At 62.3% G+C, this 24731-nt stretch carries 19 protein-coding genes; 14 read left to right on the top strand and 5 right to left on the bottom strand.

The window, feature by feature from the left end; translation table 11 throughout:
- The first annotated feature begins 251 nt into the window (after positions 1-251).
- The 6 genes from AC0L2C_RS28925 (at position 252) to AC0L2C_RS28900 (ending at position 5884) form a co-directional block, all read left to right on the top strand.
- A complete protein-coding gene (locus AC0L2C_RS28925) occupies positions 252-1802 on the top strand; it encodes a hypothetical protein (protein WP_473525041.1) in 1551 nt (516 codons plus the stop codon).
- Positions 1799-2698, top strand: a complete 900-nt coding sequence (locus AC0L2C_RS28920) for a terpene synthase family protein (protein ID WP_473525040.1) — start codon at positions 1799-1801, stop codon at positions 2696-2698. Before AC0L2C_RS28925 ends, AC0L2C_RS28920 begins: the two co-directional genes overlap by 4 nt.
- A gap of 84 nt (positions 2699-2782) precedes the next feature.
- Positions 2783-3829 carry a type 2 isopentenyl-diphosphate Delta-isomerase gene (gene fni, locus AC0L2C_RS28915; RefSeq protein ID WP_473525039.1) on the top strand — a complete coding sequence of 349 codons (1047 nt, stop codon included), beginning with the start codon at positions 2783-2785 and terminating at the stop codon, positions 3827-3829.
- 291 nt (positions 3830-4120) lie between these two features.
- On the top strand, positions 4121-5137 hold the full coding sequence (locus tag AC0L2C_RS28910) for a hypothetical protein (protein ID WP_473525038.1): 1017 nt from the start codon (positions 4121-4123) through the stop codon (positions 5135-5137).
- On the top strand, positions 5131-5451 hold the full coding sequence (locus AC0L2C_RS28905) for a hypothetical protein (RefSeq protein WP_473525037.1): 321 nt from the start codon (positions 5131-5133) through the stop codon (positions 5449-5451). The genes AC0L2C_RS28910 and AC0L2C_RS28905 overlap by 7 nt, the downstream gene beginning before the upstream one ends.
- A gap of 103 nt (positions 5452-5554) precedes the next feature.
- The gene (locus AC0L2C_RS28900) at positions 5555-5884 is read left to right on the top strand and encodes a hypothetical protein (protein WP_473525036.1); all 330 of its coding nucleotides are present in this window, start codon (positions 5555-5557) and stop codon (positions 5882-5884) included.
- Between the two features lie 303 nt (positions 5885-6187).
- Here AC0L2C_RS28900 and AC0L2C_RS28895 read toward each other — a convergent pair whose 3' ends face one another.
- The 4 genes from AC0L2C_RS28895 to AC0L2C_RS28880 form a co-directional block, all read right to left on the bottom strand.
- Positions 6188-7294, bottom strand: a complete 1107-nt coding sequence (locus AC0L2C_RS28895; protein WP_473525035.1) for a Wadjet anti-phage system protein JetD domain-containing protein — start codon at positions 7292-7294, stop codon at positions 6188-6190.
- A 116-nt stretch (positions 7295-7410) separates the two neighbouring features.
- Positions 7411-10845 (bottom strand): SbcC/MukB-like Walker B domain-containing protein, encoded by a 3435-nt coding sequence (locus AC0L2C_RS28890; protein ID WP_473525034.1) that lies wholly within the window; start codon positions 10843-10845, stop codon positions 7411-7413.
- A complete protein-coding gene (locus AC0L2C_RS28885) occupies positions 10842-11489 on the bottom strand; it encodes a DUF4194 domain-containing protein (RefSeq protein ID WP_473525033.1) in 648 nt (215 codons plus the stop codon). Before AC0L2C_RS28885 ends, AC0L2C_RS28890 begins: the two co-directional genes overlap by 4 nt.
- Positions 11479-13038, bottom strand: a complete 1560-nt coding sequence (locus AC0L2C_RS28880; RefSeq protein ID WP_473525032.1) for a Wadjet anti-phage system protein JetA family protein — start codon at positions 13036-13038, stop codon at positions 11479-11481. Before AC0L2C_RS28880 ends, AC0L2C_RS28885 begins: the two co-directional genes overlap by 11 nt.
- 907 nt (positions 13039-13945) lie before the next feature.
- Here AC0L2C_RS28880 and aepX point away from each other — a divergent pair.
- From aepX to AC0L2C_RS28850, 6 genes are all read left to right on the top strand, one after another.
- Entirely contained in the window at positions 13946-14845 is a 900-nt protein-coding gene (gene aepX / locus AC0L2C_RS28875; protein WP_473525031.1) for a phosphoenolpyruvate mutase, read from the top strand.
- Positions 14817-16052, top strand: coding sequence for an aminotransferase class I/II-fold pyridoxal phosphate-dependent enzyme (locus AC0L2C_RS28870; RefSeq protein ID WP_473525030.1), 1236 nt, complete (start codon positions 14817-14819; stop codon positions 16050-16052). The genes aepX and AC0L2C_RS28870 overlap by 29 nt, the downstream gene beginning before the upstream one ends.
- Positions 16049-16828 carry a phosphocholine cytidylyltransferase family protein gene (locus tag AC0L2C_RS28865; RefSeq protein ID WP_473525029.1) on the top strand — a complete coding sequence of 260 codons (780 nt, stop codon included), beginning with the start codon at positions 16049-16051 and terminating at the stop codon, positions 16826-16828. The genes AC0L2C_RS28870 and AC0L2C_RS28865 overlap by 4 nt, the downstream gene beginning before the upstream one ends.
- 24 nt (positions 16829-16852) lie before the next feature.
- Entirely contained in the window at positions 16853-17461 is a 609-nt protein-coding gene (locus AC0L2C_RS28860; RefSeq protein WP_473525028.1) for a CDP-alcohol phosphatidyltransferase family protein, read from the top strand.
- Complete coding sequence (locus AC0L2C_RS28855; protein ID WP_473525027.1) at positions 17461-17760, top strand: hypothetical protein; 300 nt, start codon at positions 17461-17463, stop codon at positions 17758-17760. The genes AC0L2C_RS28860 and AC0L2C_RS28855 overlap by 1 nt, the downstream gene beginning before the upstream one ends.
- A 242-nt stretch (positions 17761-18002) precedes the next feature.
- The gene (locus tag AC0L2C_RS28850; RefSeq protein WP_473525026.1) at positions 18003-19376 is read left to right on the top strand and encodes a hypothetical protein; all 1374 of its coding nucleotides are present in this window, start codon (positions 18003-18005) and stop codon (positions 19374-19376) included.
- Between the two features lie 223 nt (positions 19377-19599).
- On the opposite strand, the gene AC0L2C_RS28845 is transcribed toward AC0L2C_RS28850, so the two are convergent.
- Positions 19600-20823 (bottom strand): ATP-grasp domain-containing protein, encoded by a 1224-nt coding sequence (locus AC0L2C_RS28845; RefSeq protein WP_473525025.1) that lies wholly within the window; start codon positions 20821-20823, stop codon positions 19600-19602.
- Positions 20824-22460: 1637 nt separating this feature from the next.
- Here AC0L2C_RS28845 and AC0L2C_RS28840 point away from each other — a divergent pair.
- Both AC0L2C_RS28840 and AC0L2C_RS28835 read left to right on the top strand, forming a co-directional pair.
- Positions 22461-22658, top strand: coding sequence for a hypothetical protein (locus tag AC0L2C_RS28840; RefSeq protein ID WP_473525024.1), 198 nt, complete (start codon positions 22461-22463; stop codon positions 22656-22658).
- Positions 22648-24720: a recombinase family protein gene (locus tag AC0L2C_RS28835; protein ID WP_473525023.1), complete on the top strand. Its 2073-nt coding sequence runs from the start codon at positions 22648-22650 to the stop codon at positions 24718-24720. The genes AC0L2C_RS28840 and AC0L2C_RS28835 overlap by 11 nt, the downstream gene beginning before the upstream one ends.
- Positions 24721-24731 lie beyond the last annotated feature (11 nt).

Raw genomic sequence — 24731 nt, 5'->3', positions numbered from 1 at the left:
GGGGCGGGGGGGGGGGGCGGGGGTCTTGCGGCCTGGGGGCCCCTTCCGGGGGGCCGTCGGGCGGGGGTGCGCCGGGGGCCGGGGCCCCGGGCGGCGCAAGCCTAAGCGGCGGACCGGCGCCGGCATCGCGGCGCGTCGCCGCGCCGGAGCAGGGCGGCCGTCCGGCGCTGCCCCTGCGCCGGGCCGCGACGGGCCTGCCGCGACTGCTCGATCCTGGTTCTCGCCAACCGTCTGCAGAAGGAACATCCCGCTTGAACGCGCTGTCCGAACAGATCCTTTCCGAGTTGCGCCACCTGCTGAGCGAGATGAGCGACGGCGGCAGCGTCGGTCCGTCCGTCTACGACACCGCGCGAGCTCTGCAGTTCCACGGCAACGTCACCGGTCGCCAGGACGCATACGCGTGGCTCATCGCGCAGCAACAGACCGATGGCGGATGGGGAAGCGCGGACTTCCCGCTGTTTCGCCATGCGCCCACGTGGGCGGCGTTGCTGGCATTGCAGCGTGCCGATCCTCTTCCCGGCGCTGCCGACGCAGTCCAGGCTGCAACCCGGTTCCTCGAGCGCCGGCCCGATCCCTACGCGCATGCGGTGCCGGAAGACGCGCCGATCGGCGCGGAGCTGATCCTGCCGCAGTTGTGCGGCGAGGCCGCATCCTTGCTGGGCGGCGTGGCGTTTCCGCGCCACCCGGCGCTGTTGCCGTTGCGGCAAGCGTGCCTGCTCAAGCTGGGGGCAGTGGCGACGTTGCCGAGCGGCCATCCCTTGCTGCACTCCTGGGAAGCCTGGGGGACGTCGCCGACCACCGCATGCCCGGATGACGACGGCAGCATCGGCATCAGTCCGGCGGCCACCGCCGCGTGGCGTGCGCACGCCGTGACACAGGGGAACACGCCGCAGGTTGGGCGCGCCGACGCGTATCTGCAGGCGGCATCGCGGGCGACGCGCAGCGGCATCGAAGGTGTCGTGCCCAACGTCTGGCCGATCAATGTGTTCGAGCCATGCTGGTCGCTGTACACCCTGCATCTGGCCGGGCTGTTCGCGCATCCCGCGCTCGCCGAGGCGGTGCGCGTGATCGTCGCGCAGCTCGACGCCCGCCTGGGCGTGCGCGGTCTGGGCCCGGCCTTGCACTTCGCGGCCGATGCGGACGACACCGCCGTTGCGTTGTGCGTCCTGCGCCTTGCAGGCCGCGACCCGGCGGTCGATGCGTTGCGCCATTTCGAAATCGGCGAGCTGTTCGTCACCTTCCCCGGCGAGCGCAATGCCTCGGTATCGACCAACATCCATGCCCTGCATGCGTTGCGACTGTTGGGAAAGCCCGCCGCCGGCACCAGCGCCTACGTCGAGGCCAATCGCAACCCGCACGGTCTATGGGACAACGAAAAATGGCACGTTTCGTGGCTGTACCCCACCGCGCATGCGGTCGCTGCGCTGGCGCAAGGCAACCCCCAGTGGCGCGACGAGCGCGCGCTGGCGGCGCTGCTGCAGGCGCAGCGCGACGACGGCGGCTGGGGCGCCGGTCGCGCGTCCACATTCGAGGAAACGGCCTATGCGCTGTTCGCGTTGCACGTGATGGACGGGAGCGAAGAGCCGACAGGGCGCCGGCGCATCGCGCAGGCGGTGGCGCGTGCGCTGGAGTGGATGCTCGCCCGCCATGCGGCGCATGCACTGCCGCAGACGCCGCTGTGGATCGGCAAGGAACTGTATTGCCCCACCCGGGTCGTGCGCGTGGCCGAACTTGCCGGGTTGTTGCTGGCGCTTCGTTGGGGGCGGCGCGTCCGGGCCGAGGGACCAGGAGCGGCGCCATGATCCAGACCGAACGCGCGCTGCAGCAGGTGCTGGAGTGGGGGCGTTCCCTGACCGGGTTCGCCGACGAGCATGCCGTGGAAGCGGTCAGGGGCGGCCAGTACATCCTGCAGCGCATCCAACCGAGCCTGCGCGACACCAGCGCCCGCACCGGCCGCGATCCACAGGACGAAACGCTGATCGTGGCGTTCTATCGCGAACTGGCGCTGCTGTTCTGGCTCGACGATTGCAACGACCTTGGCCTGATCGCGCCGGAGCAGCTCGCCGCGGTGGAGCAGGCGTTGGGGCAGGGCGTACCGTGCGCGCTCCCCGGTTTCGAGGGCTGCGCTGTGCTGCGCGCTTCGCTGGCCGCGCTCGCCTACGATCGTCGCGACTATGCTCAGCTTCTCGACGATACCCAGTGCTACTGCGCGGCGCTGCACGCCGGACACGCGCAGGCGGCAGGGGCGGGACGCTGGTCCTACGCCGAGTACCTGCACAACGGCATCGATTCGATCGCCTACGCGAACGTGTTCTGTTGCCTGTCGTTGCTGTGGGGGCTGGACATGGCGACCTTGCGCGCGCGTCCGGCGTTTCGCCAGGTCCTGCGGCTCATCTCCGCGATAGGGCGCCTGCAGAACGATCTGCATGGACGCGACAAGGACAGGTCGGCCGGCGAGGCCGACAACGCGGCGATCCTGCTGCAGCGCTATCCGGCTATGCCAGTGGTGGAGTTCCTCAACGACGAGCTGGCCGGCCATACGCGCATGCTGCACCGGGTGATGACGCAAGAACGCTTTCCCGCGCCATGGGAACGGTTGATCGAGGCCATGGCGGCCATACGCGCGCAGTACTACCAGACATCGACCAGCCGCTACCGCAGCGACGGTGCGGGGGGAGGCCAGCGTGCGCCGGCCTGAACGCGCGGGAGACGGCGGCGTGCGCGCGCTGCCGTCGGTCCGATCCGACGCAACGCCGTCGCCCGATGGGACGATGGAGCGAGCATGAGCGACACCGCCCTGAGCCGGCGCAAGGACGACCATCTGGACATCGTGCTGGATCGGCGAACGGCGCCGGCCACGGTCGCCGGCTGGGAGTACATCCGTTTCGAACACTGCGCATTGCCCGAGTTGGACTTGACGCAAATCGACCTGCGCGCCTCGCTGCTGGGCAAGACCATGCGCGCGCCGCTGCTGATCAGCTCCATGACCGGCGGCATGCCACGCGCCGAGGCCGTCAACCAGCATCTGAGCGAAGCAGCGCAAGCCTTGGGGATCGCCATGTGCGTCGGTTCGCAGCGCGTGAGCCTGCAATCCCGCAACTTCCAGGGGCTGACGCGCGCGCTGCGCCGCCTGGCCCCAGACATTCCCTTGCTGGCCAATATCGGCGCCGCGCAACTGCGCGAGGCCGACGGCCTGGACCTGGCGCGCCGGGCGGTGGATGCGCTGGAGGCCGATGGACTCATCGTCCATCTCAATCCGCTGCAGGAAGTGGTACAGCCGGAGGGCGACCGCGACTGGCGCGGCGTCCTGGCGCAGATCGCTCGCGCCGCGCGCAACGTGGGCGTGCCGATCGTGGCCAAGGAAGTGGGGGCGGGCCTGTCCGCCTCGGTGGCCTGTGCGCTCGTCGAGGCGGGCGTGGCGGTGATCGATGTCGCCGGCGCCGGCGGCACCAGTTGGGCCGCGGTGGAGGGCGAGCGCGCCCGCGATGCCGCCGACCGTGCAGTGGCGATGGCGTTCGCCGATTGGGGGATTCCGACCCCGGCCAGCGTGCAGGCGGTACGTCGGGCGCTGCCAACGGTGAAGCTGATCGCGTCGGGCGGGATCCGCGACGGCGTCGACGTGGCCAAGGCCATCCACCTGGGCGCGGACATCGCCGGGCAGGCGGCCGGCGTGCTGCGCGCAGCGACGGTGTCCACCGAGGCGGTTGTCGCGCATTTCGAGATCGTCATCCGCCAGTTGGCCGTCGCCTGCTTCTGCACCGGCTCGGCTGATCTGGCGGCGCTGCGTCAGGCGCGATTGTTGCCCTCAGCGCATCTGCCCGCCGGTTGATGCCGGCGTCGCCCGCACGTGGCGGCGGGCGCCTAGCACGCTGCTGAAATACCTACGCCAAACATAGACTACTGATCCACCTTGGCGAAGCGGTTCGATGCGCGGGAGCGATGTGTTCATGGAGCAGCTGTTCACGATGAAGCGGTTGGAGGATTTCGTTCCAGCCGATCATCCACTGCGCCCGATCCCTCTGATTTGTCGAAATCCTATTCTCTCTTGAGCCGGTGTCGTAGATGCGACCCATACCTAACAGTGCATGTATATTTAACAGAAACGCTGTTAAATAGGAGCATGGTGTTAGAAAGAATTCCTGCCGCGCGGTTAGAAGCGCTCGCTCAGGCGGCGGAAGCGTATGTCCAGCACGCCTTCGGGCGGCGGCTCGAACTCACGCCGATAGCGCCTACAAACGTCCCACACTTCGTGCTTGACCGCTACATGTTGTGGGAAGGGTTGCTGGACGGTCGCACTCTGGTTGTCATGGCGATTTGCGAACCCCGGCAAGGCGCCACAACGGATTACCTCAAGCATCGTGATCTTGTCCGTCGCCAACTTGGCGTCGATCTCATTCTGCTGCTGCTTGACCATGTGCCGAACGCCGTCCGGCGCCAGATGGTGGAGCGGCGGATCGGTTTCATCGCGCCGGGTGCGCAGCTTTATGTCCCGGAAGCATTGCTCGACCTGCGCGAGCGAGCGCGGACGACCGCGATCGCCCCCGCCGACCAGATCAGCCCTACTACGCAATTGGTGCTCCTCGCGGTCCTGCAGGGTATCGCCCTTGAGGAGGAACACCTCACCGACCTTGCCGAGCGACTCCATGTGTCGATCATGAGCATAAGCCGAACACTTGATGAGCTTGAGGCATTCCAACTTGCAAAGGCTCGCCATGTCGGCCGACAACGCCGTCTGCACATGCTTCTGGGTGGTCACGAACTATGGGAGGCAATCCAAGAGCGGTTGCAATCCCCAGTGCGCAAGGTTCGCCTTGTTAGTGGCCGGGTCGAAAACCAAATCGCACCGCTCGCTGGCGAGAGCGCGCTTGCCCGCTACACCATGCTGGCGGCGCCAAGGGTCCAGACGCGCGCCATTCTGTCGATGCGTTGGAAGCGCCTCAAGGAGAGGCTCGCACTCAGCCCAGCCACGGCGTTCGATGACGACCGGTTAGAGATTCAGACCTGGACCTACGACCCGCAGATCCTCGCGCGGGATGCTGTCATAGATCGGCTCTCGCTGTATCTCAGTGTTCGGGGGAGCACGGACGAACGCGTCGCGCAAGCGGCGGAAGAACTATTGGAGAGGTTTGAATGGTGATCGGGGTGGACCGCTTCCGCGCTCATTTCGCGGGCGATGAACATCAATATGTGCTGATCGGTGGTGCCGCTTGCGAGCTTATCATGAACGAGGTCGGCCTGGACTTCCGCGCAACCAAGGATCTCGACATCGTGCTGATCGTCGAGGCGCTGGACGCTGCCTTCGCGGAGCGCTTCTGGGCCTTTGTCGAGCACGGTGGGTACGAGATCAGAGAGCGAAGCCAGGGGGAGAAAGTCCTCTACCGCTTCAGAAGCCGAAGACCGAAGATTTCCCTGCCATGCTCGAGCTGTTCTCGCGGTCGACCGAAGGGCTGACGCTTGCGAGGACTCGCATCTTACGCCGCTTCCTATCGACGAAGCGGCCGCGAGTCTGTCGGCGATCCTGCTCGACGAGGACTATTACGCCTTTCTCAAGTCGATGGTGCGCGATGCCGGCGGCATCCCGGTGCTCAACGAGGCAGCGATCATCCCGTTCAAGGCCCGCGCGTGGCTCGACCTTAGCTGGGAGCGCGATGCGGGCGGCAAGGTTGACGAAAAGAACATCAAAAAACATCGCAACGACGTGGCACGGCTGCTGCAAGTCTTAAGCCCCGAAGCCAGCTATCCGCTGCCCGAGACCGTTGCAAAAGACATGCGGGCGTTCGTCGAGCTGGCGACAGCGGAGGTCGATTATAACCCCGAGCAGTTTAAGGTGAATATGACGCGAGAGGATGTTGCAGACCGGATCCGTGCCGCCTACCAGCTCTGATGGCATCCCGCGGTCATCTCCGTCTATCTCTTCAGAGCTAGAAAATCCCGGATGTTAGCGAATGTATCTGGATCGTGGATTGCAGCCCTTAGATGCTCCCGTAGCGACTGATCATCCCGGAACAACGTCACCATGTCGCGAATGAGAAATTCAGCCAATTTTCCAGTCCTACCGCTGAATTGGCTATCTAGTAGGTGGCGCAGATCTTGCCATGAGAGATCGTCCATTCTGCCACCTGAGATTTGTCGCACTTTAGCAGAAGCGCCGTCGTTCGGCCCCAGCCGTCACCTCCTCACCCAAGCGTTAGTAGCTTTTTCCGAGCTCCGCGGTAGCAAGAGTCTCCGTGATCGGGCTTATGGGATCGAACTCCTCCTGCTCGTGCACGAGACCACTCGTGGTGAGGAGGTCCGCCAAGCCCGCGATCGCGCTTGCGAGCATGTCGCCGACAGGACCGGCCACACCCGGTGCGGGTCTCCCGAAGCGGCGGAGCAGTTCGACGTTCATCATATGGGCGCGCAGCGGAATGTCGACACCGGCAAGATGTCTCTCGAGGTGCCGGAATATTCGGACCCCTCCGGCGTCCATATCTCCCCAGTGAAACGTCGGCACCTGCGCTTGGGCCGCCAGCCTTGTGACCGTCGCGAGCGTCGGTCGCGAAGGGAAGCCACCGGAATAGATGATGAGGGCCCGTTCGGACCGTGCGACCTCACGAATGTGCCGGACGAATGACGCGAAGTTCTCGATCGTCAGGACGTAGTCGGGCTTCGTCAGGAGACTGATCCCGCCGGCGCAGTCGGTAGGTATTCCGACATAGGGCATCGCCGGAAAGGACCGCCCGTCCAGCGATACGTCACCGTGCAGCAGGATTGGTTGCGGCAACCGCCTGATACCGGCGCTGGCAAGCAGTTCCTCCGGATCGAGGCGAGTCTGCTCCTCCATGCCCACGAAGATCTTCGCCATTGCTGCGGCGACTTGCCGAATATTCTTCTCCAGCGCTTTACTGTCGCCGACCGTCAACCGCGAGAACGTTCGGAAGTCCTGCTCCCCCTGCGGATCGCCCGACATGCGACCGCGTGCTGCGATGGCGAGGCCGATCACGTTTGCAAGCGTTCGCCCGTCTCCATTCCGAATTCCGATGTGGGAAACGCCCCGCGTCCAGGCCGCGACGGCGTCATCGATCAAACTGGCGGCGCCGGCCGGCAGCCCCGGCTGCGACCGCAGTTCTGAGACGGCTCGGTATGCCAGTTCGCCAGCCGGCCGTCGTTCGACCTTGCGGTAGAGCACCCCGGCATCCTTCAGCCTTGCACCGGTCACCCGACGCTCCGTCTTCGGGCCGGTTTGGACCAGCTCGATCCCGCCTGCTCGCTCCAACGCTGCGAGTTCCTCATCGAAGGCGTCCCGCAGGTCCATGTTGGCGAAGCCGTCATTGTCAATCAAGGCGATCAGGTTTCGCGCGGCGGGGTTGCGTTCATGCCGCGTGAGCAGATCATCGATGAGTGAAATGACGGTCGAAAACCCGCGCCGTCTCATTCAGCCGCCTTAGCCTCGAGACCAAGGCGCTCCGCGAGTTCGTCATCCGTCGCGTGCTGCGGGTTGATGGCGCGCATCTCCTCGCGGACGCGGTCCTTGACCCGGATGGATTCGGCGAGGGAAACGTCGCCGCTGCGGAATACGTCGATGATGTAGTCCAGGTTCTCGTAGACGACCGCGCGTTTCTCGGTCGGCGCGGCGATGACGACCTGAAGGCCGATCGCCCGGTAGAATTCGAGCAGCGTCCGCTGGTTGGGACCATCCATCTTGCTGAATGCCTCGTCGAACACCGCAAGCCCTATTCCGAGATCGCTTGGAGCGGTTGCCTGGCGGACGCCGTGGTAGGCGCTGGCGAGGGCCGCTCCGATAACGACGTAGAACGGCACCTGACGTTCGGCACCGCTGGCCACGCCGCGTCGGCGGTCGAAGCTCGTCGTCCGCCCGGTGGCGACGTCGCGCATCCTGAGATCGTACGTGAAATAGCTGCGGTAGTCCTGAAAGATGGTAAAGTCGAAGGACTCGTCGGCGAGAAGCTGTTCTATCTGCCTGAGCGCCCGCGCGTGCCGCTCGTCGCGAGGCTCGGCCCGGCCGAACAGAGCATCCAGCACGCGCTCGTCTGTCTCGCTGTCCTTGGCGAGATGATAGAGGTCATCGAACTCCGGTTTGACGAGCTCTGCCAGACGATAGATCTCACCGTGAAGGGGGCGTGTACGGAGCGCCGCCGACAGCTTCTCCATCTCCGAATGAAGCTGCCCGAAGCGGCTGTTCAGTTCATGAATGAAGGTCGTCTTGAAGAGACGCGAAACCCGATCTGCCGCCTCGTCAGCTTGCTCGCGGTACCGGATGAGTTCGTTGTCTTCCAGCATCGCAATGCCGTCTGATACCCATGGTTTCACCGTGCTGATGATCGGCACGTCCGCATAGCCCTCGAGGGCATCGGGGAAGTCGATGGCATACCTCCCAAGGGCCGCCCTGATCTCGTGACCAAGCTCCCGATGCCCCTGCTTCGCGTCGTCCGCAGCCTTCTCCATGTCGGAAGCAATCCTGGCCGGATTTCTAGCCGGATGCCCTCTATACCGCTCGCGGAGTGATCGCATTTGTGCCGCGGAGCTCACGACACTGCGGAACTGTCGACGGCGATGCGCGAGGCACAGATAAGAGCCGACGGTCTGCTCGCCCGCGCCCAACCTCGCGTTGATCTCCTCAATCTTAGATCTGAGCGACGCGCGACTATCGATCAGTTCATCGCGATCTGTCTTGAGACTCTTCAATGAGGCCTGCGACCGCTTCTCCACGTCGAGTAGTTCAGGGTCGACCTGGGCCGATATCCGATCGAGTCGTCGCCGCGCGTCGGCACGCCTGTCTGCCAGATCCCCCAGCGCCAATGTGAGCGCTTCCAACTTGTCCTTTTCGTCGACCGGTCTGCTGCAATCCTCGAGCCGCCGCATCGCATCCTCGAAGAAGCGCTTCTTCTCAAGATGAATCCTCAAAAACTGCGAGCGCTGTTCGATCCGCTCCCGGAGCGTGGCCTCCATCAGTGGTGCCGCAGCCCGGCCAATCTTGAGGCCGTCCGGCCGGCGCATCTCGGTGATCAGGCCGTCGTAATATGCACCGTCGGCCATTACTGCGCGGCCGCTGCATAGAAGCTCATCCTGGTTCTCCGCAAGCCGGACATTGCCTATCCTGAAGACTACGAAGGCCATGGCCAGCTTATCGTCGCTGCGGATCATCGAAGCTAGCGTGCCGCCTTCGGGCACGGTGGATCTCGACTGGAGCTTGCGGGTGTTAGCTACGCGGCATCCCGGATAAGCGTCGCGACCATGCCGCAGGATCTCGGTCGCACGGTACGCGTGCTCTGGATCGACAATAATAGCCTCGCGGTCGCGGGTGAGCAGCGCCTCTAGCGCATTGCGCCACCGTTCGTCGACTATGTCAGCGACCTCACAGAGTGTGCGTGGCGTCATGCCTTCGCGGCGCAAGGCCTCCATAAGTCTCGAGGTTGCGGCATTGAGGGTGATCTGTCCGCGTCTGGCGGTGGCAAGCTGTTTGCTATCCTCGGCTGCCTCAGCCTCAAGCTGCTTGACCCAGACGATGGCCTCGTCTCGTTGGTCGGTCGCCTTTTCCATCCGGGCGCTCGCCGCATCGGCGACTGCACCCAGCAGCTCGTCCATCTTCGCCGGATCGCGTGGCCAACCTGGCGGCGCGATCCCACGGCTGGCCTCTTCAACGCGCTCGAGCGCGCGGAACAATTCGCCTGGGTTTATGACGCTCAGCTTGTCGCGCAAATCCAGGAGTTGGATCGCGCGCGCAGCGCTGATGTGTCGAGTCAGGAGGCGCTCCATGACGCCCGCATGGTCCCGCTCCAGCCCTCTAATCTCCTGCTCAACGATGGCACGCTGTCCCTGCGCGCCGGTCGCGGCGAGCTGTCGCTGGACGGATGATAGCGCCTCGGTCTGATGTGCTGTTTCCTCCTCTATCCGCGCGAACTCCTCCATCACCACATGAAGCTCGTGCGCCTTCGACCTCTTTTCACCGATATTCGTCAACAGCTTGGCGAATCCTTCGACCAGCAGGGCGGTCCTCTCAATCGCGCGGCAGGTAAGTTCCTCGGCGAGAAGCCGATCGAATTCCTCTATCTGGGCGCGGATTGCGCGAAGCACATCCAATCTTCGATTGAGGTCGGCAATGGTCTTCTGGATCTCGCGGTAGCGGCGGATAGAATCGCGTAGCTCGGCGATGTCGATCGGCTTGGGCTCGAGCAGGTAGCGGTGCACGAACTGCTCGACAGAGGAGATGTCCGTGAAGGAAAGCGCGGCCACGAAAGTGCGGACAAACCGCTCTGGATCCGACGCGCGGCGCCCTGTGAACAGCGCGCGCATGTACTCGCGAATGAACGTCTTGGCGTCGTCCGGCGTGAGAAGCTGACCGCCCATTTCACTGCAGGCCTGGTCGAGCCGACGGCGGACGACAGGCCACACGGTCGGCCGGGGTGCGTCTTCGCTGATATCCAGCAGCATCGAGGTGTTGACGCTAATACCCTCGGCGACAAAGCGTCCCAATATCTCTGTCTGTTGTCCGCGGGCGGCCTCAATGGACAGCCCGAGACTCACAGGCATCCGCCGCCTTTCCGTGTCCTCGAAGACAAGCGCGATGTGGCTCCTAGCCTGGTTCCTGAGGAACATGTCCTGGTGGAGTTGCCCGAGACAGTAGCCCCCGAGCGTGCGGTCCGAACGGCCGCTGCTCTCGCCAGCGGACCGGTTGAACCGGTACAGACGGGACGAACCGCCGGCCATGATCGCCTGTATCAGATCGATTATTGTGGACTTGCCGGATCGGTTCTGGCCGAGGATGGCGGCATCGCCGGCCAGATCGAGGTCGGCCCGTACCATCATGTGCCAGTTCACTAGGACGATGCGCCGCAGTTCCATCATGCCTCGCCTCCCACGACCTGATCGTCTGCGTCGGGCGTGGCGGCGACTGGACGCGACAAGATCTGCTCGAGCGACGCGACGAAGTCGTCGCCGGCGACGCTAGTGACGAGCGCGCGAATGTCGAGATCCATATTCTGCGCGTCCGCGTCGAACTCACCAAGGCGAACGATCGCCTTGCGTTCGAGCATCCGGAGCACGTCGCGGAACTCGTTTGGCGCAAGCGCCGCGCGCCGGCTGCCGGCGACTATCCCCTGATAGGCCGCATACGCCTCGTTGAGTGTCGTGCGGGTGGTTCCGTTGGTGTAGATTTCGCCGAGTTGGAGTGCCTCTTCCCAGAGCCGTCGCATGATGAGTAACGCAATCGTCTCATCAATGCGCAGCCGCGGCAGTGCCGTGCGCTCCGGATCGGGCAAGATCCCCGCCCAGCCTTCGGTCTCCCGGTGGACGAGACGGTAGCCGCCAACATCAAAGTAAGCCTCGACAAGCTTCGCGAGCTCCGGCCGGTGCAGCGTTTCCAGCAGCGTCGCGGCCCCACGGTCCTCCACGTGGACGAACTGGTTTCGCATCAGATGTGCGATGAGTTGCGTGACCTTTAGGAAACCGCGCGGGTTCGAGTTTTCGAGGGCGTTGAACTCAAGCAGCATGCTCGACCTCGAGAGTGATGCTATCGTCCAGGCGCTTCACGTGAAAGCCGCCGCAGTCCAGCCACTCGTTTGACACTGCGTCGTCGGACACCGCGAACTCGAACCGGCCCTTGAGCGTCTTCGCGAGCCGCGAGTCGGCGTCGGCACCGAGGCCGCCGGCGACCATCACTCGGATGGCTTCGAAGGCCAGGAAATCATCGACGGTCTCGATTCTCAGATAAGCCGCCGTGGTCTCGCAAAAGGGCCGTACCCGTCTTTCGAGGAAACGGCTAACCTTTGCCGGCGAGATGGTCAGGCGATCCAAGTATTCCCGCTCGAGCTGACGCCTCAATTCGCGAATCGGATCGGGCGGCGGAAGGGCAAGGTCGGCGTCGGCGATCTCCGGCCGCGAACCGCGCGGCTTCGCGAGGAGCTCGGGCGCAACCACGGTCATCCGGGGTTCAATCAATCCTAGTACCGCAAGATCGTCCACGCCCCGCGAAAGAGCATCGTCGAGCCGCTGGATCACATGCTCGCTGCGCTGGAGGAAGTTGGTCCGGCGCCCTGCGTACCTGACCACGTTACGCAGCCGCGTCTCGAGCCTGGACCGGTGCTGCTGGATCGCCTCGAAGGATTCCTCGATCCGTTCGAACACGCGGCGGATCCGGAACAGGTCTTCCTGCACGAGGTCGCGCGCCGCTTGCCCATCGGGAACGAGCCGGGATTCAAGATACGCGTCGGCTACGGCGGCCAGGTCAATCTCGGAATCCTCCAACTCGTCGAGCGAGGCGAGAATGGTCCGCCGATGCCGATAGGGATGCGCCGTAGTCGAGATGGACGTGTAGTCTCGCAGGAGCACCCGCTCGACGAAGTCCTCGAAGTAGTGTCGCAGCCGCTCGGCAAGCGTGTCCGAGGAGAGCACCTGCCGATCAACTTCCCGCAGGGCCGCGAGCACGCTTCTCATGTAGCGTCCGAAACGTGTCGAGTCCTGGGCGGCCTTGTTGAGGCCGAGAGCGTTCTCGGCCGGCTTCTCGCGCACCGCACGGATCGCGTTCCTCACCTCCACCACCAGGCCGCCGAGTTGCTCAGCCCCGCCCTCCTTCATTGAGCATAGGAATTCGGCGAGACGCATCGCGCCGGACGGCATCTCTACGGTCGTCTTGAGGCCATAGCTCGCCTCGTCCAGCCAGCCCGTCTGCAGCATCCGGTTGTAGATGTGCCGGGACCGGCTGATCGCGGTCCCGGTGGCTTGATTGTCCACCCCTACGACGCGTCGACGCCTGACCCGTCGACCGGTCCGCGTGACGAGGCGGTCGAGATCGACGGCGGCTTCGTCCTCGGCCCAGAGGCTAGGGTCCCGCGTGATGCAGTTGTAGATCACGCTGACTACCTCTGCCTCGGTCGGGAACAGGAGGTCGGACCGGTAGAAGTCGTCGTAGACGGCGAGGATCGCACGCTCATATAGCAGCCGGTTCCCGCCAGAAAACACCGTGAAGATGTCTGGGCCGAGTTGACCGAAAAGTTGCGGACGCGACGCATCCGATACTGAAGATACTGCGGAACTTGCCAAGATTCCCACCCCGATCAGGAAGTTGACGGGAGCCCGTCTGAAGGTCAAGTCCTTAAAGATGATGCCTACCGGTAAGGCAAGGAAAATGGTTCACCGGCTTCGGGCAATGATGAACAAACGGTCGAATGCTGCGCAAAGCGGCCAGCCGTTCCCATGGCTCTTTTTTGTCAGAGGCAGTCCTGGGCGGATGTTTCCCATCCGAGCAATCCCTCGCCCGCCCCTCGCTCCTGCATTGGTCACTTTCTGACCCAGGCCCCCAAGATACACACGCGGGAGTGTCTACAACAACTCAATACAGAGAATTTGGAGCGATTGTGAATCGTTGTAGCCGTGTAAAAACTGCGCTAAAGGGTCAACGTTTTCAGTGTCATAGGCGCGAAACGACAGACGCTCCGTCATTCGCTCTGTCGGAAATGCGCGAGGTCGCCGAGATGCGCGCAGCCCCCGAAGTGCTGGCCCTTGGCGAAGCGGTGCCGCGCCGGACCCGCCGAGGAAACCATCCGACAGCGAGAAGGCGGGCATCCGGGCCTGGGAGCTGGGAAAAACGGTGGGCAACCGACACTACTGCCGGGTTTGTCGAGTGAGCGACACGAGTTGTTCGGCTTGGCTCCTGATCTCTCCATCATTCAAGTCATTGAATAATATCGAGAACACTTTTTCTGAGGCTTTCCTGCTCAGTTGGCACGACTTTTGAAGCTTCCTTCTAGATGGCGGCAGAGCTGCCGACCGATGTGACGTCGTGGTGATATCGCGATCGGTGGAACGAAGGGAGGAAAGCAGCATGCCACATCTGCGTCGGGTGTGTTCACTATCGCAAAAAGGACGTGACCTGCGGAACCCGGGCGGCAAAACAAGCGAATCTACGCTTCATGACCTCATTTGCACTGGTGACGGACCGTCATTCCTTATGGAAGCCCATGACGCGCTCTCCGCGGCGATCGCGCAGCGGTCCGGTTTCAAGGCGCTTTGGGCGTCCGGCCTCTCGATCGCCTCCAGCCTCGGCTACCGCGATGCGAACGAGGCCTCTTGGACCCAGGTGGTCGGCGTCGTGGAACGGATGGCGGACGCAGCGGAAATTCCAATCCTTGTCGACGGAGACAGCGGATTCGGCAATTTCAACAATGCCCGTCTGGTCGCTCGCAAGCTGCGGCAGCACGGCGCGAGCGGCGTTTGCCTCGAAGACAAGGCGTTCCCGAAGATGAACTCCTTCGTCAGCGACCGCCATCCGCTGGCGGAGATCGGCGAGTTCTGCGGTCGCCTGAAGGCGGTCAAGGATCAGGTTCCGGATCCGGAGTTCGTTCTCGTCGCTCGAATCGAGGCGCTGATCGCCGGATACGGTCAGCAGGAGGCGCTTGCACGAGCGCACGCCTATGCGGACGCTGGCGCCGATGCGATCCTGATTCACTCCTGCAAGTCCGATGCGGAGGAGATCTTCACCTTCACGCGAGCCTGGCAGAACCGACTGCCCGTCGTGATCGTACCGACAAAATACCACCGTACGCCCGCTGCTGATTATCGCGCGGCCGGTATTTCCACGGTCATCTGGGCCAACCACAACCTGCGCGCCGCGATTTCGGCGATGCGTCAGGTGTGCGACCGCATCATCCAGGAGGAGAGCATTGCCGGTGTCGAAGGTGAAGTCGCGACGCTCGACGAGCTGTTTGAACTGATGAACTACGGCGAGCTCTCAGCGGCAAAAGAGAAATACCTTCCGCGGGCAGTGGACGGCCAAGGACCGCAGCGAGAGGTTCCTTCGAAAAGGATGGATGGAGACGCGCATGTTGGCGCAACGGACAAACTTGTTTAAATCGTCGGGAACCGCGGCCGCCCGTGCCGCGGCGAAGGCTGCCGCTGATGCCGGGATGGAGATTGTTGATCTCACGGCCGGCGAGATCTGGAGCGATCTGGCCCCGACGATCCGGGACGGAGCGATCGAGGCGATTCGACAGGGCCTGAACCGCTACACTGACACGATCGGCCTGATGGAGTTGCGCGATTCGCTGGCACAGAAGGTATCGGTCGAAACGGGGCAGCTCTGGCGGGCCGACGAGATCGCTGTGACGAACGGCGCCAAGCAGGCTCTTTTCAACGTGGCGATGACGTTGATCAATCCCGGCGACCAGGTCATCATTCCCGCACCCTACTGGACGACATTCCCAGCGCAGGTCCAGATCGCCGGCGGCACCCCAGTCCATATCGACACGCGAGGAAACGGCTACGTTCCACGGATTGACGACATCCAACGCGTCATCACGCCGCTGACCCGGGCCATCGTCGTCAACACGCCCGCCAACCCCAGCGGCGCCGTCTACGACGCGGAGACCCTTGCGGGCATCGCCCAGCTGGCGATGGAGCGGGACCTCTGGATCATCTTCGATGAATGTTACGGCCCCTTCACCCATGATCGCCATCGGCATCATCCGGTCGTGTCGCTGGCCCCGGAGGTCCGGGCACGGACGGTGATCGTCAATGCCTTCTCCAAAAGCCTGGCTCTCACCGGCTGGCGCATCGGGTATCTCGCTGCGCCGGAGGAACTGATCTCGGCGGTCCAGGCGCTGCAGTCGCACACGACATCGAACCCGAATGTCATTGCCCAGCACGCCGTGCTGCACCACCTCCGTAAGGGAGATGGCGCCTTTGAAGCCCGGCTCAAGGGTCAATTGACGGCGGCGCGACAGGCTGGGCTTACTGCCCTCTCCGAGCTGCAGCGCGTGCCGGTGCCTGAAGCACAGGGCGGCTTCTATTTCTATCTCGATCTGTCCGGCCTTTTGCGGCCGACGCCCGCCAACGGTCACGCCAGGACCGCCGACGACATCGTGGCCGCACTGCTCGCGCAGACCGGCGTGGCCGGCGTGTCAGGCACTGCATTCGGCGATCCCATGGGGCTCAGGCTCTCCTATGGCATTCCGCGGGGGCAACTCGAGGCGGGCCTCCAGCGCGTGGTCGGCGTCCTTAACGCCTGGAACCGAAGGAATCGTCGCAACAACCAAAATAAGAGGGGCTTAGACCCATGACTGCGATTGCTCCGAGAAAGGCGGTGATTCTTGCCGCCGGGTTTGGCTCGCGCCTGCGTCCGCTTACCGATATGCGGCCCAAGCCGCTGGTCGAAGTCAATGGCACGCCGATTCTCCATAACGCTTTGCAGAACCTTGAGGTAGTCGGCGTGCGGGAGGTGACGATCGTCGTCGGCTATCGCAAAGACGCGATCCAATATTCCTGCGGCCGGCGCTTCGGCGATCTCGGCATCGACTATGTCGAGTCCGACGTCTTCGACCGGACGGGCAGCGCCTACTCGCTGTGGCTGGCCCGCGACGCGCTTTTGGCCGGGGACACCTATCTGCTCGAAGGCGACGTGTTTTTCGAACCGGATGCGCTTCGCTACCTCACACTCGCCGATGCGGACAATGTCGCGGCAGTCGCGCCGTTCAGCCCAGAGATGGAAGGCTCCGCCGTCGTGCTGACGAACAACGGTTACATTGCCGAAGTGCGGATGAAGCAGACGGCAGAAAATCTCAACGATTGTTCGCTGCTTCTCTTCAAAACGATGAACCTGATCCGCTTTTCCGGAGAAGATCTGCGCCGGACGATCGTTCCGCATCTCAATGACATCATCAGCGCCGGGGCCGTCAAATCCTACACCGAAGAGCTTCTGTCGGACCTCGTGCGGCAGAAAGGGCTGCAGATCGCGGCCGCCCGGTGCGACGGCCTCAAATTGTACGAGATCGACAACGAGGCGGACCTGCGTTTCGCCGAAGCCATGTTCATGACGGCACGGGATATCGCCTGCTGACGATGAAGTCTGTGAGAGTCTAAGATGCTTCGCTACCTCGTTGATCCCGCCAATGCCATCACCACGGTCGGGCTACTGTGCTCCTCGATTGCTCTCTATTTTGCATTGGCGGGGCAGATCGAGCTGGCGGTCGGCGCTGCCCTGTGGGCCGTCCTCGCAGATCACCTGGACGGGGTAGTCGCTAGCAGAACCCGCAACCGCTCGCCCGACATGGCGAAGATGGGCAAGAGCCTCGACGGGTTCGGCGACATAATCTATGGCGCCATCCTTCCCGCGACAATCCTGGTGCAGCTGAACCGCGCCTCGCTCGTCTCCTTCTTCGTCGCCACGGCACTGGTGCTCGCCGGCGCCATTCGCCTGAGCTATTTCGCGAACTTCGGAAAGTCAGGTGACGGCCGGTTTTTCGGTGTGCCGCTGTCCTACGACATTCCCTTGATGGCCGCCTTTGTCCTCGTCCAGACCTTCATGCCCGCGGCGACGTTCCTGCCGGCCGTGAACATCGTCTTCGCTCTTTTGAGCGTTGCCCATGTGGCGTCGGTTCGCGTGCCATCGCCGAACCGGGCGATGTACCTCGCGATCACGCTCTTCGCCGTCACCGCGTCGATGATCCTCGTTTGGCGAGGGACGGCGTGATGTCGTCATTGTCTCTCTCGTCGGTATGGGCGGCCCAGACTCCGAGCGAACTGGAATCGCCCGGCTGGATCTACCGGCCGTTTGGCGTCGAACCGGTGATCAACTGTACGGGCGCGCGAACGAACTACGGAGCAAGCAACTCTTCCGACAACGTCACTCTCGCCACCGGCTTCGGCTCCCGTCCGCGTACGCTCACCGATGTGCAGCCACTGGTCGAGGTCAATGGCACGCCGATCCTGCACAATGCTCTATGGAACCTGGAAGCGGTCGGCGTAGAAGAGGTGACGATCGTCGTCTGATATCGCGATGATGTCAAGCATTCATGCAGAAACATCAAGTTAAACCATGTCAAGTCGGCCACCGTCAATCGTACAGGCAGCGAGGGTTGTTTAATTCTATTGCTGAATACACCGTTCATGGCGCCTGAGATACGTCAGGTCGTGCCGACAGAGGTGCCATCTTCTAAACGAGCGATGTATACAGCAATCGCAACTACAGTTCCGTCCTTTCTGCGATGCTTTTCTCGTTGAGGCTGGTGTGAATGAACCTGCACAGGACTGATGAACGTGGTGGCCGCGAAGCCTCTGATCTAGGCTCTCAGGAAAGTGCGTTCATCCAAATGCAGTCCAGGCTGGCCGGAGTATGCCCCGATATCCTGAGGTCGCTCTGGACCTACAGACACCGACCCTTGGTCGATTATCTGCACGAGCTCGGGCACAATCCTCCACCACCCGAGACGGCACTGGTTAAGGATGCCTGGGGCTGCTTCAAACGAGCAATCGCCCGCCACCAGAATGTGACTCAACAGAGAGAACTAGAATGCTTGGTTGACGGGTTACGTCAGCGGCCCGTGATTTTTTCCGGCCCCCACCTCCAATTGGCGCTGCAGCTGCCCACGCTCTCCGCGTATCTTCTCGCATATCTGTTCGCCCGAGAACACGAGCAACAATACGCATGGGTGTTCCCGAGCAGTCTCGTCAAACTCCAAGAAGAGTACGGATATGGTCCAGGTTGGCTTCACTTAAGCGGTAAACAGGCCAACGTTTTCGGTCTTTCCCAGTCCGTACTGAAGCGAAGTAATATATGCGCGCTTCAACAGCCCCTGCACTTCAAATTGGAGGGATTGAACAACCGTGACCATGCATCACTCGGTGAATGGCTAAAAGCCATCGAAGCTCCTCCGGTCAGGGCGTTCCAGGAGGCAAATTCGATTCTTTTGAGTCGGTGGCTACCTTCCGGCTTGCGGATTATCAGCTTGGACGACGATTTTGCACGAGAATTGCTGATCGAACATCTACAGTTGGAAAACGGGCTCGTGCGCCGATTGCTGTCGCCCAAGCGCTGGCTGCACTTTCAAGAACTTCTGCAAGGTTTTGAGCGAAGTCGTCCCAAGGCTTGGTCAAGACATGGAACGTCTATGCTTTGGTCTGTTCGAAAAGGCCGCCTTTGTCGCTTGCGCTTCGATGGTCGCTTCCTCGTGGAGGAGGAGACGGGCCGGATGTTTCAAGCCACGCCGGACGCCTTGGTTAAGGCACTATGCAATCGAGAGTTATACCCGAGTCTGTTTCTCACCTATGCCTTATGCTCCCTGCTACTCAGAGTGAAATTGGCTGGTGGCGTCCGTCAAATTGTCTACATGCCTGGCTTCTGGTCATTGTTCGGGCAGTTGCTTGACCCATCCTATGAGGACGAGCGGGAATTTCTCGCGGTCTACCCACTTGTCCCCGTACATGGCTGGGGGCTTGGCGTCGTTCAGCCAAAAGCTTGCGATCTCTTGGCTTTGATCAGTAGCGACACCTTGAACACGGCCTTCCAAGAGATTGCCGAGCGAGAGTATGAGCTCACACTCGATCAGGCTTCTGCTGGCTTTTCATTTATTTCGCAACATCCACTGTTGAGGGAGCTCGCTTCATGAACCCCTCGCATGGAGGAATGTGATGTCGGGATTTATCGCCGATTTGCTTGAATGCTTGAATGCTTGAATGGGACACTTCTTCCGTTCCAGAAGGAAGGCACGCGTCCATGTTCTGTCACCCGTCATGAAATATGGATTGTGGGTGTGTGTGTTTGAAGGGATTCGATCTTCAAATCTGGCGCCGCCTGCCCTGGTGCGGAGAGTTGAGGGCCGCTGCGAGTTTCTATTCGCCAAGGGTCGGAAATGGTGCGATGGACCAATCGATTAAATCGACGGCACGCTGAAGTATCGCTTCGGTCCGAGCACGGGTGGGTGAGGCGGCGATAACATGTCCGATCCAGTCCCGGTTATCGCCTTTCCTGACGATCGCCGTCTTGGGTCCAACATAGAATTTAACCTCGGCGACGCCTGGTACAGCAGTCGCCCGATTGTCGCCGTTGATCCAATCGAGGGTGCCGTCGCGATCAGGAACTAGGATTCGCACAGCCGCAATCTGCGAATGCCTTCTGCGCAAATCCCATTCGTCGCCGATGACAAGCTTGATGTGCTCGGTGACGAGATCGAGTCCGTAAGTTAGCTGAACCAGTTGAGGACTGGGCGCGCCACCAAGACGCGGATTAACTTCAATGACGACTGGGCCACGCTTCGTCCACCGGAATTCTATGCACGTTGGCCCCCAACCAAGGCCGAGAGCGCGCAAACAGCTCAGCGAAACATCGGCGATACGCTCTTGCGCTTCTTCAGTCAGTAAGGCCGGTAGGGTGAATTCACTAAAGACGAAATGCGGTTCGGGGCCGAACTCACCGGCGTAAATCCCGATGACCTCATCTCCCATTATGTCGGCGCCATAGTATGGGCCTTGTGCGAATTCTTCGACTAGTATCTGTGGCGAAGATTGCCATACGTGCTTCCCACCCAACAGATAGGACGTGTGTTCGGCCAACTCACCGACATTGCGGCATAATCGGACACCTCTGCTACCGACGCCTACTGCCGGCTTAAGAATTACCGGCAGCCCGATTTCAGCGGCAGAGCTTTCTATGTCCGGTGCATTCGTTGCAAAGCGATACGACGGTACCGGAACGCCTGCTTCCGCGAGGAGCTGACGTTGGGTGAATTTGTCGCAGCATCGTTCAATCGATGCGGGGTTCGGTCCTGGTAAATCGAAATTCCGGCAGAGCTTGCCAACTATCGCATAGACCGACTCCTTGGCGCTCGTAATGCCGGCAATGTCATAGGTCGCGCGCAGTTGGGAGCATTCGCCGATCAAGGCATCGAGATTGGCTGTATCGACATGGATTGCCTCAACCCCTTCCGCCGCAATGTAGTCGTGCTGAGCTGGATTAGCGGACAGGGTAATTGGATGAAGGCCAAGACGCTGGGCCGCGTGGACGTACAACAGACCAGTACTCGAGCCTTCAATCAGGATAAGCACTCTTTTTGCCATTGCTGTTGATCCCGAGTTGCGTGACGTGCCGGGGTCCGAAGGGTGAATCAACGTCAGTGTTTTTGACGCGCCTAATCTCAGAACTTGTCGTGAAGGTATCATCGCCGACGATTTGCGGTCGTGAAGATTGCATGAATTCTTGTAAACGGCGGTTATTACGGCGTGCTGGATCCTGGGCGAAAGGTAAGCATCTCGCGAGCCGGCGACGGCTACGCCGGCCTACGTCGGCTCCGCCGGGTGCTTACGCGGAAGCGACGGCGATGAAGGCTAGACAACCCTGCCGCCACTCTTGCCGACATGGGCCGGTACGTTCCTCATAAAGCGGACGTGGCACCACCACCATGTCGCGCACAGCACCTTGGCGACGATAGCCTCTGTCCCTACTACGGCAGGCCACACAACTACCCAGCGCTCAACGGATTCCATCGGCAAATGCGCCGGACATGGCTACGGTGCCTGAGAGGGCGCAGCCAGAAAAGCCGGCGCATAGGCTGGTCGGAGTTCGAGACCCTGACACGGCGCGCTTCCGTAGCCACCTACGCACATCACTCGGACTTGGGCTCAAGCACGGATATGACGCGGGTTACCCTCGGGAAGAGCCGGGTGCGGGAAATCGCCCGCCCGGATCTGTGAGGGCGAAAGCCGAGTGGCTGAGCTACTCGACCACGATTCATCTGATGCCGAGCGTCGCTTGAGAAGGAATTTCTCAGCACGACCCATCCAGCCGCACCTACATATCAGCGGAAGGTTTTGCGGCTCAGCCGGACGCGCTTCGGGCGAGGATGCAGCGAGCGAGCCTTGGCCCTGCCGTCTCGGTTCGCGGCACCAGGAGACAGTCCAATGAGGCCGCTATCCCGGTTGTCTGTGCTGACACCCCTGAGCCCGCAATCGGTCGAGCCACTGCCGACGAAGGTCTCGTCGGCAAGGCCGTGCAAAAATTCCGAACACCGCCGCCTACCGCAGGAAATCTTTCTCGTCGGGCTGATGGCCGCCTCGATCTTGCCCTGGAATTCCGCGACCGGGAGCAATTCCTGGCGTCTGCCCGCGGCAAGGCTGGTGACCTTCGGGATGGCCTTGTCCTCGACGACGACGGGCGAGGCGCCAGCGCGCAGCGCGAGCCGGGAAGCACGTCCAGAAGACAGAGGTGGACCCGCCTGGTGAGACAGTTTAGCGGCCTGGCTAAGATGGATCTGGGTTGTTTTTACGCCGCAAGTTGCTCCGTCATTTCCGCCGTATCATAGACCTCATCGGGTGTCCTGCCGCCGAAAGATGAGTGCGGCCGTCGACGGTTATACAACTCCGCGACGGAACACCCACGGGACCGACCAACGTGAGCTTCTTTATCCATGGCATCCCTGGGCTGAGCGGCAAGTCTTTATCCATGAAGTGATCGAGAAGGGTGACGCGTCGGTCTTTCGCTGCAGCATTTCCGGCCAGGTATTTGATCGATGGTTGGAGGTTCCGGCGTGGATGTTCGATCGGCGCCAGCGCGAGCTGGCGCATCACTACTGCTGCGCATGTCGACCTTGCCGCGCTTGGCGCCCTGGCGACACTGCTCCGGGACACGGGTGCCCCATCGCAATCGCAGGAGATGGGCGCAGCAGTGGGCTCTCACGACGCGAATCGGGGAGATGTCCATGCCGCGCCAGCCCACGACATACCAGTTCGATCTGTTCTCGAAGCTGAACGACGCCGAGACGGTGCAGACGCCGCAATGGCAGGCGCTGCCCGCCGAGACGCGTCGATCAGTGACAAAGCTGATTGTCAGCCTGATACTCGATCACTTCGACGGCGACCGCTCTCCCGGACAGGAGGAGGTGCGTCATGATGCATGAGAGGATCAGACCGCATCATCTGGAGCGCAAGGCGATCTTGTATGTGCGGCAGTCGTCAGCCCATCAGGTCCTGCACAATCGCGAGAGCAGCGCCCTGCAATATGCGATGCGCGATCGCCTGACGACGCTCGGCTGGTCTCGCGTCGAGACGATAGATGATGATCTCGGCCGTTCGGCCGCTGGCGGCGTTGCCCGCGCCGGTTTCGACCGGATGATCGCCGAGGTCTGTCTCGGCAAGGTCGGAGCGGTTGCGGCACGGGAGGTATCGCGGTTTGCCCGCAATAGCCGCGACTGGCAGCAGCTCATCGAGATGTGCCGCGTCGTCGACACTGTGCTGATCGACCAGGAGACGGTCTATGCGCCGCCCCAGGGCAATGATCGGCTGCTGCTGGGATTGAAGGGGAGTCTCAACGAGTATGAACTCGATCTTCTGCGCCAGCGTTCGCTCTCGGCCCGCTACGAGAAGGCCCGCCGCGGCGAACTCGTCATTGCAGCCCCTATCGGCTTTGTGAAGGTTGGCGATCGGCTCGAGAAGGATCCTGATCGCCGCGTGCAGGAAGCCATCACTCTTGTGTTCGACAAGGTCGCTGAACTTGGCAGCGCCCGTCAGGCCCTGATGTGGTTCCTCGAGCATGGGCTGGATTTGCCCGCCAGGCGCAACAATGGCGACGTCGTGTGGCGCAGGCCGAATTATGCGACCATCCACCGGATGATCGAGAATCCGATCTACGGCGGCGCCTACGCCTATGGTAAGACGCGGGCTGCGCCTGGATTTGGCCCATCCGCCGTTCGAACAGGTATCCGACGCAGGACGCGCGAGGAATGGCTTGCTTTAATCCCGGGCAGCCATGAAGGCTATCTCAGTTGGGAGCGGGCAGAGGCGATCCGCAAGATGGTCAGCGACAATGTGACCACGGGCCGGCATCATGGAGCGCCCAAGCATGGCGACGCGCTGCTGGCCGGTCTTGTCCGCTGCCGGCGCTGCGGCCGCAGGCTCACGGTGCGACACACGGGCACCAAGCACAACATTCCGCGCTATTCCTGCTGGCGGGGCCTGCTCGACAATGGCGAGCCGCGCTGCATCGCCTTCGGCGGGCTGCGCGTCGACGATGCGATTGAGGAAGCACTCTTGCATGTCGTCGAGCCTGGCGCGATTGCTGCCGCCGCCCAGGCCGAGGCGCAGGCAGCCGGTCGCCGCGACCAGGTCCGGGACGCCCTCAGCCGCGATCTGCAAGCTGCCCGCTACTCCGCCGACCGGGCTTTCCGGCAATATGATGCCGCCGCCCCCGAAAACAGGCTGGTTGCGGCGGAACTGGAGGTGCGATGGAACCGCGCCCTCGCGCGTGTCGGCGACATCGAAAGCAGGATCGCTGCCCATGATGCAGCGACACCGAAACCGTCACCTGTGGTGGGAAAGGACATCGCCGCGCTTGCCGGAGACCTTCGCACCGTCTGGTCGGCACCGACGACGGATGCGAGGCTCAAGAAGCGCATCGTGCGCACCGTTATCCAAGAAGTGGTCGCCGATATCGATGATGAAGCCTCCGAGATCGTCCTGCTGATCCATTGGATCGGCGGGGTCCATACAGAACTGCGTCTGCCGAAACGGCGACGTGGCCAGCGCAACGCGACCTCCGCCGACATCATAGCAGCCATCCGGCAACTGGTGCTGATCGTCAGCGATGACCTGATCGCCGGCATTCTCAACCGGAACGACCTGGTGACTGGGCATGGCAATCGCTGGACACGGGAGCGGGTCTCTGCGCACAGGTCGCATCACAAGATCCCGGTCTTCCGCCCGGCGCTGGACGGCATCGAGCCATACCTCAACCTGAACAAGGCGGCGCGCCTCCTCGGCGTCTCACCGAAGACCCTCAGGCTCGTCGCCGAATCCGGCCAGATCAAGGGTATCCGTCCCCTGCCGGATGGCCCATGGATCTTCAAACGATCAGAATTTGGAAAGGCGGAAGCCCAGCGGATTGTTCATCGCGCGCGACAGAACCCAAAATACCCCACAGGATCGCATCCCGATCAGCAAAACCTATTCGCTTCAACAACATAGACAGATGGGTG

It is taken from the genome of Mesorhizobium sp. WSM4845 (assembly GCF_055811455.1).
The sequence above is the reverse complement of the archived record's forward strand: the minus strand, read 5'-3'. Positions and strand labels throughout refer to the sequence as shown.

What these genes read in the sequence shown, in the direction of transcription:
- AC0L2C_RS28920 (WP_473525040.1), top strand. Translation starts at nt 1,799, where the DNA reads ATGATCCAGACCGAACGCGCGCTGCAGCAGGTGCTGGAGTGGGGGCGT.
- fni (WP_473525039.1), top strand. Translation starts at nt 2,783, where the DNA reads ATGAGCGACACCGCCCTGAGCCGGCGCAAGGACGACCATCTGGACATC.
- AC0L2C_RS28910 (WP_473525038.1), top strand. Translation starts at nt 4,121, where the DNA reads ATGGTGTTAGAAAGAATTCCTGCCGCGCGGTTAGAAGCGCTCGCTCAG.
- AC0L2C_RS28905 (WP_473525037.1), top strand. Translation starts at nt 5,131, where the DNA reads ATGGTGATCGGGGTGGACCGCTTCCGCGCTCATTTCGCGGGCGATGAA.
- AC0L2C_RS28900 (WP_473525036.1), top strand. Translation starts at nt 5,555, where the DNA reads ATGGTGCGCGATGCCGGCGGCATCCCGGTGCTCAACGAGGCAGCGATC.
- AC0L2C_RS28895 (WP_473525035.1), bottom strand. Translation starts at nt 7,294, where the DNA reads ATGGACCTGCGGGACGCCTTCGATGAGGAACTCGCAGCGTTGGAGCGA.
- AC0L2C_RS28890 (WP_473525034.1), bottom strand. Translation starts at nt 10,845, where the DNA reads ATGATGGAACTGCGGCGCATCGTCCTAGTGAACTGGCACATGATGGTA.
- AC0L2C_RS28885 (WP_473525033.1), bottom strand. Translation starts at nt 11,489, where the DNA reads ATGCTGCTTGAGTTCAACGCCCTCGAAAACTCGAACCCGCGCGGTTTC.
- aepX (WP_473525031.1), top strand. Translation starts at nt 13,946, where the DNA reads ATGGAAGCCCATGACGCGCTCTCCGCGGCGATCGCGCAGCGGTCCGGT.
- AC0L2C_RS28870 (WP_473525030.1), top strand. Translation starts at nt 14,817, where the DNA reads ATGTTGGCGCAACGGACAAACTTGTTTAAATCGTCGGGAACCGCGGCC.
- AC0L2C_RS28865 (WP_473525029.1), top strand. Translation starts at nt 16,049, where the DNA reads ATGACTGCGATTGCTCCGAGAAAGGCGGTGATTCTTGCCGCCGGGTTT.
- AC0L2C_RS28860 (WP_473525028.1), top strand. Translation starts at nt 16,853, where the DNA reads ATGCTTCGCTACCTCGTTGATCCCGCCAATGCCATCACCACGGTCGGG.
- AC0L2C_RS28855 (WP_473525027.1), top strand. Translation starts at nt 17,461, where the DNA reads ATGTCGTCATTGTCTCTCTCGTCGGTATGGGCGGCCCAGACTCCGAGC.
- AC0L2C_RS28850 (WP_473525026.1), top strand. Translation starts at nt 18,003, where the DNA reads ATGAACCTGCACAGGACTGATGAACGTGGTGGCCGCGAAGCCTCTGAT.
- AC0L2C_RS28845 (WP_473525025.1), bottom strand. Translation starts at nt 20,823, where the DNA reads ATGGCAAAAAGAGTGCTTATCCTGATTGAAGGCTCGAGTACTGGTCTG.
- AC0L2C_RS28840 (WP_473525024.1), top strand. Translation starts at nt 22,461, where the DNA reads ATGCCGCGCCAGCCCACGACATACCAGTTCGATCTGTTCTCGAAGCTG.
- AC0L2C_RS28835 (WP_473525023.1), top strand. Translation starts at nt 22,648, where the DNA reads ATGATGCATGAGAGGATCAGACCGCATCATCTGGAGCGCAAGGCGATC.